General features: G+C 31.4%; 10 protein-coding genes. 8 read left to right on the top strand and 2 right to left on the bottom strand.

The genetic code is table 11. The features are described 5' to 3' along the window. Nucleotides 1–85: 85 nt before the first annotated feature. Nucleotides 86–544, top strand: coding sequence for a 1,4-dihydroxy-2-naphthoyl-CoA hydrolase MenI (gene menI, locus LG295_RS07945; RefSeq protein WP_107558643.1), 459 nt, complete (start codon nt 86–88; stop codon nt 542–544). A 226-nt stretch (nt 545–770) separates the two neighbouring features. On the opposite strand, the gene LG295_RS07940 is transcribed toward menI, so the two are convergent. Both LG295_RS07940 and plsY read right to left on the bottom strand, forming a co-directional pair. Continuing rightward, nucleotides 771–1067 (bottom strand): HesB/YadR/YfhF family protein, encoded by a 297-nt coding sequence (locus LG295_RS07940; protein WP_107531526.1) that lies wholly within the window; start codon nt 1065–1067, stop codon nt 771–773. 294 nt (nt 1068–1361) lie between these two features. Continuing rightward, on the bottom strand, nt 1362–1970 hold the full coding sequence (gene plsY / locus LG295_RS07935) for a glycerol-3-phosphate 1-O-acyltransferase PlsY (protein WP_017724388.1): 609 nt from the start codon (nt 1968–1970) through the stop codon (nt 1362–1364). Between the two features lie 200 nt (nt 1971–2170). Between plsY and parE the strand changes: the two genes are divergently transcribed. The 7 genes from parE to mprF all read left to right on the top strand — a co-directional run bounded on the left by parE (nt 2171) and on the right by mprF (nt 15533). Further along, nucleotides 2171–4165 (top strand): DNA topoisomerase IV subunit B, encoded by a 1995-nt coding sequence (gene parE, locus LG295_RS07930; RefSeq protein WP_172592876.1) that lies wholly within the window; start codon nt 2171–2173, stop codon nt 4163–4165. Beyond that, a complete protein-coding gene (parC, locus tag LG295_RS07925; RefSeq protein ID WP_318832907.1) occupies nt 4162–6564 on the top strand; it encodes a DNA topoisomerase IV subunit A in 2403 nt (800 codons plus the stop codon). Before parE ends, parC begins: the two co-directional genes overlap by 4 nt. A 239-nt stretch (nt 6565–6803) precedes the next feature. Further along, complete coding sequence (locus LG295_RS07920) at nt 6804–8246, top strand: sodium:alanine symporter family protein (protein WP_107531529.1); 1443 nt, start codon at nt 6804–6806, stop codon at nt 8244–8246. Nucleotides 8247–8386: 140 nt separating this feature from the next. Then, nucleotides 8387–9250 carry a glucose PTS transporter transcription antiterminator GlcT gene (gene glcT / locus LG295_RS07915; RefSeq protein ID WP_107531530.1) on the top strand — a complete coding sequence of 288 codons (864 nt, stop codon included), beginning with the start codon at nt 8387–8389 and terminating at the stop codon, nt 9248–9250. Nucleotides 9251–9543: 293 nt separating this feature from the next. Further along, the gene (locus LG295_RS07910) at nt 9544–10635 is read left to right on the top strand and encodes an acyltransferase (RefSeq protein WP_107531944.1); all 1092 of its coding nucleotides are present in this window, start codon (nt 9544–9546) and stop codon (nt 10633–10635) included. A 656-nt stretch (nt 10636–11291) separates the two neighbouring features. Continuing rightward, entirely contained in the window at nt 11292–12518 is a 1227-nt protein-coding gene (locus tag LG295_RS07905; RefSeq protein ID WP_107531945.1) for an AI-2E family transporter, read from the top strand. A 489-nt stretch (nt 12519–13007) separates the two neighbouring features. Continuing rightward, the gene (mprF, locus tag LG295_RS07900; RefSeq protein ID WP_318832906.1) at nt 13008–15533 is read left to right on the top strand and encodes a bifunctional lysylphosphatidylglycerol flippase/synthetase MprF; all 2526 of its coding nucleotides are present in this window, start codon (nt 13008–13010) and stop codon (nt 15531–15533) included. Nucleotides 15534–15976: the final 443 nt, after the last annotated feature.

Here is a 15976-nt window from a genome sequence, read left to right as displayed (position 1 = left end):
AGTAAAATGCTATACTTAATTTTTTATGTTAATATTTAATGGTAAAAAAGATATAAGATGAATAATTGAAAAGAGGACGTTTATAATGATTTACAGTATGACACAAATTGAATCACGGTATTCAGAGACTGACCAAATGGGTGTGATTTATCATGGTAATTATCCTACGTGGTTTGAGGTAGCTCGTACAGATTATATCTCTAAATTAGGTTTTAGTTATAAAGCCATGGAAGATTCGGGTATCATCTCTCCAGTTGTTGATTTGGACATAAAATATATCAAATCTATTTTTTATCCAGAAACCGTAAAAATCAAAACATGGGTTGAAAAATATTCTAGATTACGATCTATATATTGCTATGAAATATACAATGAAGCTGGAGAGTTAGCAACTACAGGGTCAACTACATTGACTTGTATTAAAAAAGAAGACTTCAAGCCAATACGATTAGATAAATATTTTCCTGAATGGCACGCTGTGTATAGCGAAGTTGCTGAAAGAAATAAAGCGGGCGAGGATTTAGAAGTGATAAAAGGCATATAAGACATGTTTTAGGTTTTAATGGCTAGCACAGTGAAACAAGCAAGAGAGCATGTGTTGTTAAATGGCAATCAAACTAGAATTAAGTGAAATAAAAAAGCGTTTGGGGTAAGACCCGAACGCTTTTTACTATCTATCATGATTTATTTAAAATGTATAAAGATTTCATGCGCTTATTTCCAAAAATAAAGGCCAAGGGAATTAGATAGACCTTGGAACAATTTATGGCTTATTTTGTGGCATATGAAATTTCATCAATATTGTTACTAACATCAATATATAAATTATGGTCTTCAAAATACCATAAATCTTTTTCAGCAATTACGACATCTAATCCATCGTAATGGTTTTCGTAACCAATTTCTACATCATTTTTCTTGTCTACACTGAAAGCAGGACTAAATCCTTGTTTTAGTTGGAATTCCCCTCCATAACGTACAAAGAATTGTAAGACTTTGTCATCTTCTGGTAAATCTAGTTCTTCCTTAAACCAAGATACAGCATTATCTGAAAGTTCTATTTCCATAATAAAAGTCTCCTTTCGATTCATAAGATTTCACTTATGAACGTTGATTACTAATTTTTAAATTAGTAATTTATACATTACCCACTTTGAGTAATGTTAAAAGTAGTATAACATAATTTTTCAATTAATTTCGACAAATGATTTACAAAAATATGAACGATATAAATACTATGATAAAACGTTATTTACGTAGTATAATAGATACAATGTTAAAAAGCTGGAAACATCTTAATGTCCCAGCTTAGCGTTTGTTTACACAATTTATTTGTTTTTATACTGCGACTTTTGTAATAGTTACATCCATTTTATTTTAGGCTCTTCACCTTTGAATATTCTTACAATATTAGTACGGTGTCTAATTATCAGTAGTACGCCTACACCAATACTAACAACAAAGAGGATATAGTCTCGAATTAATAATGCACCGATAACACAACAAATTGATGCAATGATACTTGAGAGTGATACATACTTTGTTAAATATAATATTCCAAAGAAAATTACTGCTAATATTAATAATAAGACAGGATTAACTCCTAGTATGACTCCAGCACTTGTAGCAACGGCTTTGCCGCCTTTAAAACCAAGATAAACTGGATATACATGACCTAGAATCGCGAAAGCACCTACGATAAGTCCATTTGTGAAAAATGTACTAATTGTACCTTCCGCATGAACAGGCAACCATAGTGGGAAAAAGACCACAATAAATCCTTTAAATATATCTAAAAAAGTAACTAAAAATCCAGTAGGTTTTCCTAGTACTCTAAAGCTATTTGTTGCGCCGGTGTTGCCACTACCAAATTGTCGAATATCTTTTTTGAAAAATAATTTACCTATTACATAGCCACTTGGAAAAGCACCAATGAGGTAACTTAGTATTAACATGATTACAATCATCATATATAATCCACATCCTTTAATGACATTAAAATTATTTTACCACATAAGAGCATCATAATACGAATAAAAATTTCAAATGAAAAGCATTTATCTACTGAAAATTGATTTGACACTTGCAATTTATCAAGATTTATATAAGAATAACTAATGTATAGTTTTAAAAACGAACGTACGTTTGTAGGAGGGCGAAACGATTGGCAATGAATAAAAAAAATAATTATTCGGATGATTCCATTCAGGTACTTGAGGGATTAGAGGCCGTTAGAAAAAGACCTGGGATGTATATTGGTTCTACCGATAAACGTGGTTTACATCATCTAGTATATGAAGTTGTCGATAATTCCGTCGATGAAGTATTAAATGGTTTCGGAAGTGAAATTACTGTTACGATAAATAAAGATGAGAGCATTACTATAGAAGATAATGGACGTGGCATGCCTACAGGTATTCATACTTCTGGAAAACCTACTGTTCAAGTCATTTTTACGGTACTTCATGCAGGTGGAAAATTCGGACAAGGCGGTTATAAAACGTCAGGTGGCTTACACGGTGTTGGCGCTTCAGTTGTCAATGCTTTGAGTGAATGGTTGGAAGTTGAAATTTATAGAGATGGTAATATATATTCTCAGAGCTTTGCAGATGGTGGGAAACCGACAACTGGTTTGAAAAAACATGGTAAAACTAAAAAGACTGGTACTAAAGTGACATTTAAACCAGATCCAGAAATATTCAAAGCATCTACATCGTTTAATTACGATGTTTTAAGTGAAAGACTACAAGAATCAGCGTTTTTACTTAAACGCTTGAGAATCACACTAAAAGACTTAAGAGCAGGCAAAGAACGTGAAGATATCTTCCATTATGAAGATGGTATTAAAGAGTTCGTTGCTTATGTCAATGAAGGGAAAGAAGTATTACACGATGTAGCAGATTTCTCTGGGGAAGCTAATAATATTGAAGTGGAAGTTGCATTCCAATATAACGATCAATATTCAGAAGGCATATTAAGTTTTGTTAATAATGTACGTACAAAAGATGGTGGCACACATGAAGTTGGGTTTAAAACAGCTATGACTCGTGTGTTTAATGATTATGCACGTCGTATTAATGAATTGAAAGAAAAAGATAAAAATTTAGATGGTAATGATATAAGAGAAGGTTTAACTGCTATTATTTCAATTCGAATTCCTGAAGAATTGTTACAATTTGAAGGACAAACTAAATCTAAATTAGGCACACCTGAAGCCAGAAGCGCAGTAGATTCAGTAGTAGCCGACAAATTGCCATATTATTTGGAAGAAAAAGGGCAATTATCTAAATCGTTAGTTAAAAAAGCTTTAAAGGCACAACAAGCTAGAGAAGCAGCGCGTAAAGCGAGAGAAGATGCACGTTCAGGTAAGAAAAATAAACGTAAAGATACTTTACTTTCTGGTAAACTTACACCTGCACAAAGTAAAAATACCGAGAAAAAAGAATTGTACCTTGTCGAAGGTGACTCAGCGGGAGGCTCTGCAAAGTTAGGTCGTGACCGTAAATACCAAGCGATTTTACCACTTAGAGGTAAAGTCATTAATACTGAGAAAGCACGTCTTGATGATATTTTTAAAAATGAAGAAATTAATACAATTATTCATACTATTGGCGCTGGTGTCGGAAATGAGTTCAAAATTGAAGATAGCAACTACAATAGAATCATTATAATGACAGATGCCGATACAGATGGTGCACATATTCAAGTGTTATTATTAACATTCTTCTTTAAATATATGAAGCCATTAGTTGAGGCGGGTAGAGTATTTATTGCATTACCACCACTTTATAAACTTGAAAAAGGAAAAGGTGCATCTAAAAAAGTAGAATACGCTTGGACAGATGAAGAATTAGAGAAATTACAACGAAAATTAGGAAAAGGTTTCTCATTACAACGTTATAAAGGTCTAGGTGAAATGAATGCCGACCAATTGTGGGAAACGACAATGAACCCTGATACGAGAACCTTGATCAGAGTACAAGTTGAAGATGAGTTACGTTCATCTAAACGTGTTACAACACTAATGGGTGACAAAGTTGCACCAAGACGTGAATGGATTGAAAATCATGTTGAATTTGGTTTACAAGAACAACAAAGTATTTTAGATAATAATGAAATTCAAATATTGGAACAGGAAGCGCCTAATGAGGAGGAAGTAAATTGAGTGAAGTAATTCAAGATTTATCGCTAGAAGATGTTATTGGCGATCGTTTTGGTAGATATAGTAAATACATCATTCAAGAACGTGCACTGCCAGACGTTCGTGACGGTCTCAAGCCTGTTCAAAGACGTATTTTATATGCAATGTATTCAAGCGGTAACACTTACGACAAAAATTTCCGTAAAAGTGCTAAAACTGTCGGTGATGTTATAGGTCAGTATCATCCGCACGGTGATACGTCTGTATATGATGCGATGGTACGTTTAAGTCAAGGATGGAAACTACGTCATGTACTTATAGAAATGCAAGGTAATAACGGTAGTATCGATAATGACCCAGCTGCAGCAATGCGTTATACTGAAGCAAAATTAAGCCGTCTTTCAGAAGAACTTTTAAGAGATATTAACAAAGAAACTGTACCATTTATGCCAAACTATGATGATACGACGATGGAACCGATGGTCTTGCCTGCAAGACTTCCTAATTTATTGATAAATGGTAGTACTGGGATTTCTGCTGGTTATGCTACAGATATTCCGCCACATAACCTTGGCGAAGTGATTCAAGCAACACTTAAGTTTATTGATAATCCGGATATAACAGTGAATCAATTGATGAAATATATCAAAGGTCCTGATTTTCCAACAGGTGGTATTATCCAAGGTGTGGATGGTATTAAAAAAGCTTATGAATCAGGTAAAGGGAAGATCGTAGTTCGTTCAAAAGTAGAGGTTGAAGAATTAAGAAATGGTAGAAAACAACTCATTGTTACAGAAGTACCTTATGAAGTGAATAAGAGTGCATTAGTTAAAAAAATGGATGAATTACGTGCTGATAAAAAGGTTGATGGTATCGTCGAAGTTAGAGACGAAACTGATCGTACAGGCTTACGTATTGCAATCGAATTGAAAAAAGATATTAATAGTGAAGCTGTAGCTAATTTCCTTTATAAAAATACAGATTTACAAGTTTCATATAACTTTAACATGGTTGCTATTAGTGAAGGTCGACCAGTATTAATGGGCATCCGTCAATTTATAGATAGTTATTTAAATCATCAAATAGATGTCGTAACGAAACGTACACGTTATGAACTAGACCATGCTGAGAGTAGAATGCATATTGTTGAAGGTTTAATGAAAGCTTTATCTATATTAGACGAAGTGATTAAACTTATTAGAGCTTCAAAAAATAAAAAAGATGCTAAAGATAATTTGGTAGCTGAATATGACTTTACTGAAGCTCAAGCGGAAGCGATAGTGACATTACAATTGTATCGTTTGACGAATACAGATATTGTTCAGCTACAAGAAGAACATGATGAATTGAAAGCGTTAATCGAGCGTTTGAGAAATATTTTAGATAATCACGATGCATTATTAAATGTAATTAAAGAGGAATTAACCGAAATTCGTAATAGATTTAAACAAAATCGACTATCCTCTATAGAGGCTGAGATATCAGAGATTAAGATTGACAAAGAAGTGATGGTCCCTAGTGAAACTGTAATTATGAGTATCACTAAGCATGGTTATATTAAGCGCACTTCATTACGTAGTTTTAATGCAAGTGGTGTAGATGAAGTAGGTACTAAAGATGGAGACGCAATCATGAAATATGAAGAAGTCAACACTTTAGATACAGCATTAGTGTTTACCAATAAAGGGCGTTACCTATTTATACCTGTTCATAAATTAGCTGATATAAAATGGAAAGACTTAGGACAACATGTCTCTCAAATTGTGCCACTTGATGAAGGAGAATATGTTGTTAACGCTTTTTGTGAAAATAACTTTAAGCCAGAAGCATTTTATATCTTAGCGACACGTAATGGTATGATTAAAAAGAGTAACGTATCTATGTTTAAAACGACACGATATAATAAGCCACTTGTTTCCATGAAGTTGAAAGACAATGATGAAATTATAAGTGTTATGCGTATATCAGAGAAACAATTGGTTACTGTGGTAACAAACAAAGGTATGTCGCTTACTTACGATAGTGATGAACTTTCTGATACTGGCTTGAGAGCAGCAGGTGTTAAATCTATTAACTTAAAAGATGAAGACTATGTGGTATTAACAGATATTGTAACTCCAAATAATACAATATTAATGGCGACACAACGCGGATCTTTAAAACGTATCAGCTTTAAAGTATTACAAACAGCAAAACGCGCACAGCGTGGTATTACGTTATTAAAAGAATTAAAGAAAGCACCGCATCGTATTATAGACGCTGCAGTCATTCAATCAGATCAAACGACTTATACAATTTACTCTGATAAGCAGCAAGAGTCTGGCTTAATCAAGGATATCCACTTATCAGAACAATATACAAATGGTAGTTTTATCGTAGATACTAGTGATTTCGGTGAAATAAAAGCTTTAGAAGTAAAATAAAACATCTTATAAAAAATTGTTAGTAAATACAACTATATAGTGATAAAATACCAGTTAGGTGCAATAAATAATTAATAAAGAGGTTTATAGCGCAGTATAAAAGATGTGTTTAGTTAACAGCATTCACAATTTTTTACTCATACTCATAGTTATAATATAAGGCGTATGACTATGAGCGTAGCTATAAATCTCTTGCTCTAATTTTGAAATTAAATATACATAAGATGAGAGGGATTAAATTGAGAGATTTTGATGGTTTAATTCCAGATTGGTTCAAAGCATTTGTTCAAGTCGGGAATGATTTAATCTGGTCACAATATTTAATTGGACTGTTAATAACAGCCGGTATATTCTTTACAATCGGCTCAAAATTTGTTCAGTTAAGATGGATTCCAGAAATGTTTCGCGCTATTGGTGAAAAACCTGAAACATTAGATAATGGTAAGAAAGGTATTGCTCCATTCCAAGCGTTTGCAATTAGTGCAGCTTCACGTGTAGGTACAGGTAATATCGCTGGTGTTGCAACCGCAATTGTACTCGGTGGTCCTGGTGCTGTATTTTGGATGTGGGTGATCGCTTTTATCGGGGCAGCAAGTGCATTTATTGAAGCAACTTTAGCACAAGTCTACAAAGTACCTGATAAAGAAGGCGGGTTCCGTGGTGGTCCGGCGTATTACATAACGAGAGGTTTAAACCAAAAATGGTTAGGTATTGTTTTTGCAGTATTAATAACAGTTACATTTGCATTTGTGTTTAATACTGTTCAATCAAATACAATCGCTGAATCATTGAAAACACAATATAATGTAAGTCCTGCGATAACAGGTATTGTATTGGCAGTATTTACAGCAATTATTATCTTTGGTGGTGTGCGTAGTATTGCAACTATGTCATCAGTAATTGTACCTGTAATGGCGATAATATACATTTTCATGGTTGTTATCATCTTATTCATGAATTTCGATCAAATCATTCCTATGATTTCTACAATTGTAAAAAGTGCATTTGGTTTTGAGCAAGCTACAGGGGGCGCGATTGGTGCTACAATTTTGCAAGGTGTTAAACGTGGTTTGTTCTCAAATGAAGCGGGTATGGGTTCAGCACCTAATGCTGCTGCAACGGCTGCTGCACCACACCCAGTCAAGCAAGGCTTAATTCAATCTTTAGGTGTATTCTTTGATACTATGCTTGTATGTACATCTACTGCCATTATGATTTTACTTTACACAGGTTTAGAATTTGGTGACAATGCAGCACAAGGTGTTGCTGTTACACAATCTGCTTTAAATGAACATTTAGGTAGTGCTGGCGGTATCTTTTTAACAATTGCGATCACGCTGTTTGCATTCTCTTCAGTTGTAGGTAACTATTATTATGGACAATCTAACATTGAATTTTTATCTAAAAATAGAACAATTTTATTTATATTTAGATGTTTAGTCGTCGTGTTAGTATTTATTGGTGCAGTTGCTAAAACAGATGTTGTTTGGAGTACTGCCGATTTATTCATGGGATTAATGGCAATTGTCAACTTAGTGGCAATCATTGGACTATCAAATATCGCATTTGCTGTTATGAACGATTACCAACGTCAACGTAGAGCCGGTAAAAAACCTATTTTCAGACCAGAAGAATTAGAAATTAATTTATTTGGTATTGAAAGTTGGGGCATGAAAAAATAATTAAAAATTACTTATATTAACGAATAGAGCCTTTCAAATAGATCACTGGTTAGTGAGAAATTGAAAGGCTCTTTTATGTCTTTCAATTTTTGAAAATACACTATATAATATTGATTGACAGAAAAAGAAGGATGATTCATGTGAATGATTACCTGATAACTAAGGTTTTAAATAATAATGTTATTATCTGTAAAAAAGCACAAGAAGAATATGTGCTCATTGCTAAAGGCATTGGCTTTAATAAAAAAAGTGGCATGACTTTGCAAGAAAATCAAACAGTTGAAAAAACGTATATATTAGATCAAAAATCTCAACAAGACCATTATAAATCTCTGGTTGAACAAGCTGATGACACATTAATTCAAGCAGTCATTGAAGCTGTTAATATTATTACAAATTCAGTAATGAAGATAGATAATCAAAAATTGGTCATATCTTTAACAGATCATATTATATTTGCATATAAGCGATTGAAACAAAATCAATTAATAAATAACCCCTTTGTTGTAGAAACAAAGCAATTATATACAGAGGCATATGGCATTGCTGAAAAAGTAATTGATCGTTTAAACCACGTATTAGATGTGAATTTTCCAGAAGACGAAATAGGTTTTATAGCATTACATATAGCTTCTAATACGGAAACTTTATCTATACGTGAAATGGAACTGATTAATCGTTTGATTAATAAAAGTATATTTATTCTAGAACATGACTTAAAACATGATATAGAAAAAGACACAGTCCAGTATCAACGCTTTATTAGGCATATCCAATTTTTAATTAAAAGATTGAGAACTGGAGAAAATTTGCAAAAAACAAATGCTTTTGAAGAGTTATTGAAAACTCAGTATCCTTTATGCTTCAATATCGCATTAAAAATAATGAAAATGTTGCAGCAGGAATTGGGTATTAAAATATATGATGCAGAAGTTATTTATTTAACTTTACATGTCTACCATTTTATGGTTGATGCCGATCATACTAATACACCTAATGATTAAAACCTTTAAATAGTTTACATTCAAAAAATACGATGTCACTAAACAGTGTGATGTCGTATTTTTAATTTTGCAATTATATTTATTATATATTGTTAATATCTATGACAAAGTTGGAGTTTATAGGAAACTAAATGTGTAATTAGTTGTATATTATAAAGTTAATATTAAGAGTTTTAATTGCGTGTAATGAAAGTATTATATTTTTATTTATGTATGCAAATTCACTTTACTATACCAACTAAAAATCATAGAATTAGTTTTAAAGTTGTTTTGTTTAAAGGGGATGTTTTCGTATTAAGTACTATGATGAAATTCCTATAATTAGATCAGTGGCAGCTATGCTTGTTGTTGCCATTCATACAGTTAATAGTATCGCACTTTCAGGAGACTCATTCACTTCAGATGGATTAGGGTATATAAATCAAATTGCAAGGTTAGGTACACCTGTTTTTGCAGTAATTAGTGCTTTTTTATTAACTATTTCTGTCGTTCATAAAGGTTTTAGCTTGAATTATTTTATAAAATCAAGATTTAGCAAAATCTTAATCCCTTATATTATATGGACCATTTTTTATTTACTATACAGGGCTTATTTTTTACATAACTTAGAGGATGATGGTAAATTAATCAATTATTTTGTATTCGGCAAGGCAAACTTTCATCTATATTTTATATTAACAGTAATACAATTCTACTTTTTATTTCCATTTGTACACAAATTTAAAAAAGGATGGCCAATTATTGCTTTATTCGTAGTTGCAACTATTGCTAATATAGTTTGGATAATGATGGGACCAGTGTCATTGGGTGGCGGTGGACTAGAACGGTTTGTAAATGATAAACTCTTCATTATGAATTGGATATCCTTTTTCATTTTAGGTATTGTTTATGCAAAATTTTACAATGAAATAAAAGTACTGATATTTAAATATAAGGCGTTACTTTCAATTATTATAGGTATATTATTTATTGATTTATTGATCAGTATTGATCTAGACAATTTACACAGTTCAATCCATGTTTCAAATATAATTTATATCCCGTTTTTTATTGTATTTCTTAACTACATGTTTGAACATGTAAAGAAAAATAAAATCATTTTGCGTACACTCACATTAATAGGAAATTACTCAATGGGTATCTATTTAGTACATTATGTAGCAATCCAATTCGTGAAGCGTTTGCCTCTTGTTGAGGATATCGATGCCCAAAGTAAATTTATGGGTGTATTTGTAGCAGCTGTTGCTTTATCAGTATTCATTGTATATTTAATTGGCAAATTACCATTTGGAAATTATATTGTGCCTATCCCGAAAAAGAAAGCTAGTAAACACCTTGCTAATATTCGAGATAATAGTGATACTGGTAATAAAGCAACGACGTAAAAAGAAAGTATTTTTTATAGATCTGGAACCTAAATATCTCTGACTAAAGAATAAACATCAATTTCTACTGAGTTATATAGAAATTGATGTTTTCTTTTTTTATGAAATCTTGAAGTTTCCATTGGTAGTGTAAGTTGAGTCATGTTATAACCTTTATACTTAAGGCATCTCTTTTTAAAATTATGTGATGGTAATTTATTATACGAAAGGGCTTTATTTTTTGTACTAAAACATATAATTTTTTCGATTTTGAAACGTGTTGCCGCCAGGGGAAGTATGAGTGAGAAACTGCAAGATCGAACCATAGCTTAGTCAATCATACAAGATCAAAATCGTGAAATTCTTAATTTGGTTATTTATTCAACTTATTTTTAATTGTTTCGCTTTCTATATTCAATATCACTTTTCATTTAATTATAATTGAGAAAAATTTAGAAAATGTGTTTAATTGTAATGGAATAGTGAATAATCTATGCAGAAGCGAGATGACACTTATAATTTAGTATAATAGATGATTGTCATTTAAAGAATGTGTTATTATTAAGTATAGTACAACAAACTATTAAAGCTTTTTATGATAGAGTTTTGTACCGTCTATTTATATTCATAATAAGTAATTACTATTTTTAGAATTAATTTAAGGTATGGTGAGTTATATGTCGAACGAAGACAATGTAAAACAAGAAAATAAAAAGGGGAAAGACAAGTTAAAACTTAGTTTTCCTGAAACCCGCTTCATGAAGTTTGCGGGGGGTAAAGACTTACTTTTTGGTTTGTTAATTTTAATATTAGTAGGTATCGCAATATTTATATTTGATCAAGTATCTTATATTTTCAAACCATTCATTATCATTTTTAATACTATTGTTGCGCCTATTATTGTTTCAGTTATCCTATATTATCTATTGAATCCATTAGTCAATTTAATGGAACGTTATAATATTTCTAGGTTATGGGGCGTAATCATATTATTCCTATTGATTGTAGGTGTGATAACACTTGTTATTAACCTTTTGATACCTGTAATAGGGTCTCAATTCAGAAGTTTTGGTAATAATTTCCCATCATATGTAGATAAGGTCAATCAATTTATAGATAGTGTTACAAAGTACTCATTGATATCGAATTTCTATAGTCAAATTCAAGAGCAGTTGGACGCGTTGGCTAACAAATTGCCATCTATGGTTTCAGATTACTTTAACGGATTTGGCTCAAAGGTTAAGAATTTTGCTGAAGCAATTGTAAATGTTGGTGTAGTCATTGCGACAACACCATTTGTGTTGTTCTTTATGTTGAAAGATGGACATCGCTTTAAAGAGTTTTCTACAAAATTAATGCCACCTAAATTCAGAAAAGATTATCATGATTTATTAGACAAAATGAGTGTTCAAGTTGGTTCTTATATTCAAGGTCAAATTATTGTTTCATTTTGTATTGGTATTTTATTATTTATAGGTTATAGCATTATTGGATTAGATTATAGTTTGATTCTAGCATCAATTGCTGCTGTTACAAGTGTAGTACCATACATAGGTCCTACAATCGCAATATCGCCAGCAATTATTATTGCGTTAATAACTTCTCCAATTATGCTATTGAAATTGATTGTAGTATGGACGGCTGTTCAGTTTATCGAAGGTCATCTGATTTCACCTAATGTCATGGGTAAAACACTTAAAATACACCCATTAACAATCATTTTCATCTTATTAAGTGCAGGTAACTTATTAGGTATTGTAGGCGTGATTTTAGGTATACCGGCTTATGCGATATTAAAAGTATTAGTATCACATTTATATACTATGTTTAAACGTAGATATAATAAGTATTATGGTGAAGATGCTGGAGAATATGAAATTACAACAGACGAAGAAATTCGTTAAATTATTATAAATTTTCTTCAGTGTGCTTTGACAATGCATACTATTTTCATTTTGATTTTATATCATAAAAGTTTTCATACTGAAGCGGTACGACTAGTACACAAATTGATAAGCGTCTATAGATATTATACAAGTACATACTGTAATCTATAGACGTTTTTATAATATACTATAGTTATAAAAAACGATCGAGGACGAGATGATGAAACCAATTTCTAAAATATGGTTTCTGTCTCGTCCTTAATTATTTTCGTGACGCGTTATTAACTTACTGAGTTAGTTTATAGTTCTTAATGTAAGTTTTGTATTATATGGCTATATTAATGAGTATTTCACCCTATTTAATGATGTTTGATTCATGATATTTAAAATTGAATCATGCGTCTAACAATTTTGTTAGTAGTTATTATTAAAAAATTTATTTATTATGTATTGTTCTTGTGCTATATTTTTATGGAACGATTAGATTATTAAAAGTGAAGTGAAAAGATGTCAAAAGAATTGAGAAGCAAATTATTTTCTATATTAAAAATTGTATTCGCATTTACGTTATTTACAATTGTTGCTATTACTTTATACAAAGAGCTTTCACATATTAATCTCAAAGACGCTATAAAATCATTTAGTAAAATTAATAGGTTTTGGCTCGTTGCACTGTTCCTTAGTGGTGGCGCATCTATTATAGTACTCTCAATGTATGATGTAATCTTAGCCAAAACATTAAAGCTAAAAATTGGTTTAGTTAAAACGATTAGAATTGGTTATATTGTAAATGCTTTGAATGCTGTTGTGGGCTTTGGAGGATTTATAGGGGCCAGTGTACGTTTCCTATTTTATAAAAATACAACTGATGATAAAAAAGCACTGCTACATACCATTTCTATTGTTTTAATTTCAATGTTAACTGGTTTAAGTTTGCTTTCTATCTTAGTAGTGATTCATGTCTTAGATATTTCGCATATTTTTACACCGTATCCATGGATTAAATGGTTAATGTACGTAGTAGCATTGTTTTTACCAATATTTGTGGTATTCACTATAATTAAGCCCGTACAAAAAACACATAGATTGCTTGGCGTATATTGCACAATTGTTTCAGGTGTTGAATGGTTTGTTGCAGCATTAGTGTTATACATGGCAATGGCTATCGTAGGTGTTCAAATACCTTTTGCTACATTTATGGGGATTTTTATTCTAGCAGCGTTATCGGGATTAATCAGTTTTATTCCTGGTGGATTTGGTACATTTGATTTAGTTGTACTGTTAGGTTTAAAGGCATTAAATATTAATGAGGAAGCAATCGTTTTAGGTTTGTTACTTTACCGTTTTGCTTATTATTTATTCCCTGTACTTATTGCACTGATTTTATCTACATTTGAATTCCGTAGTACTGCCAAACGTTACTGGGAAGATTCACGCATATTAGTGCCAGTAAAAGATATGACATCCTTGTTAGGCTCATATCAAAAGGACATAATTGCACGTATACCATCTTTTGCTATGGCACTTTTATTGCTATTTACGAGTTTAGTATTCTTTTTAAATAATTTAACAATTATTTATGATGGATTATATGATCCAAATCACTATATCTATTATATTATTGTGTCAATTCATACCTGTGCGTGTTTATTATTATTATTGAATGTTATAGGTGTATATAAATTATCTAAACGTGCGATACTATTTGCAATTATTTCTGTATTGTTTATATTTATTGCAACGGCTTATACGTATGCATCATTTATACTATTAAGTTGGCTTACAGTGATCTTTGTATTATTGCTTGTATTTTATAAACGAGCTCGAATTATCAAACGACCGTTTAGGTATTCCAAGTTATTATTAAGTGTTATTACAGGTGCGATCATACTACATATTAATCATCTTGTGATTAAGCGTACGTTTTATTCTCTAGATATTTATCATATTGAAATGCTGACTTCTATTTTGAGATATTATTTCTGGATTACTATTTTATTAGTAGCAATTATAGTTGGTGTTATCGTATGGTGGTTTGAATACAGGTATCGATTATCAAATAGTAGAAATAACATCGCTACTTGTGAATCGATTATTGACAAATACAATGGGAATTATTTAAGTCACTTAATGTACAGTGGAGATAAGAAGTTTTTTATAAATGACAATGAAGATGCTTTTGTAATGTACCGCTATCATAATAATACGTATATTATTTTAGGTGATCCAATTGGTAATACAGAATCATTTTATAGTTTATTAGAATCATTTTATCAAGAAGCGGAATATTTAGGTTATGATATTATTTTTTATCAAGTAACGGATAAACACATGTCACTCTATCATAGTTTTGGTAACCAATTCTTTAAATTAGGTGAAGAAGCCGTTATAAATTTAACGACATTTACAACGTCAGGGAAGAAAAAGCGTGGTTTGCGAGCGACGCTAAATAAACTTGATGATTTGGGTTATTCATTTGAAGTGGTGGAGCCACCGTTTTCACAACAGATGATTGCTGATTTAAAAGCCATAAGTGATGAGTGGTTAGCTGATAAAAATGAAATGCATTTTTCTGTTGGTAGTTTTGACGAACATTATATATCACAAGCTCCGATAGGCGTGTTAAAAGATAATGAACAATCCGTCATTGCTTTCTGCACATTGATGCCAACTTATTATAATGGCGTGATTTCAGTTGATTTAATACGTTGGAAACAAGACATTGAGTTGCCATTAATGGATAGTTTATACTTGAATATGCTACTTTGGTCAAAAGCTAATAACTATGAACATTTTAATATGGGAATGGCGACATTATCTAATGTGGGACAAATTCCTTATTCATTTTATGGTGAAAGAATAGCTGGCCGTGTATTTGAACATTTTAACGGTCTATATAGATTCCAAGGTCTCAGAAGATATAAAGAGAAATTCAATCCGAAATGGGAGCCAAGATTTCTCGTTTATCGTAAACGTCACTCATTATGGGTGAGCATGTTAAAAGTAATGCGTGTCATTAGAAAAGATAGCTGAAGTACAACATGAAGCACCCCACATGTCATATGCATGTGAGGTGCTTTTTAAGGAGTTTAATAGTGCTTAATGGTTTGTGTAGTTAATCTTTGGAGAAGTTATTAACTACTTTAATAAACTAACAATTGTTACCCTTTTAAATATCATTTTGATTCTAACTATATTTGAATTTCTCGTTACCCCTTTGTTAAAGGTACAATATAAATATATCATCATTAGAAAACGCTTTCAATGATGTATTGAAATCTTATTCATTTTATTGTGAACATATTATACGTGTGTTTTCTTATTAACATTTATATGTATTATTACTTTTTTGAAGTGACAAATTAAAAAATGTCGTCTATTCATAGTGATAAAGCATGCGGCTTACTGCTAGTTTTTTAACTTAAATTTCAACTATCAAATTGCTTTTATGAGAAGTATTGATAGTTACGGGTAAG

Source organism: Staphylococcus pseudoxylosus, from assembly GCF_044794325.1.
GTDB classification, from domain to species: domain Bacteria; phylum Bacillota; class Bacilli; order Staphylococcales; family Staphylococcaceae; genus Staphylococcus; species Staphylococcus pseudoxylosus.
This window is presented reverse-complemented; position numbering and strand designations above follow the sequence as displayed.

Excerpts from the sequence above, each read along its gene's own strand:
- menI (WP_107558643.1), top strand. The coding sequence starts at position 86 with ATGATTTACAGTATGACACAAATTGAATCACGGTATTCAGAGACTGAC.
- LG295_RS07940 (WP_107531526.1), bottom strand. The coding sequence starts at position 1,067 with ATGGAAATAGAACTTTCAGATAATGCTGTATCTTGGTTTAAGGAAGAA.
- plsY (WP_017724388.1), bottom strand. The coding sequence starts at position 1,970 with ATGATGATTGTAATCATGTTAATACTAAGTTACCTCATTGGTGCTTTT.
- parE (WP_172592876.1), top strand. The coding sequence starts at position 2,171 with ATGAATAAAAAAAATAATTATTCGGATGATTCCATTCAGGTACTTGAG.
- LG295_RS07905 (WP_107531945.1), top strand. The coding sequence starts at position 11,292 with ATGTCGAACGAAGACAATGTAAAACAAGAAAATAAAAAGGGGAAAGAC.
- mprF (WP_318832906.1), top strand. The coding sequence starts at position 13,008 with ATGTCAAAAGAATTGAGAAGCAAATTATTTTCTATATTAAAAATTGTA.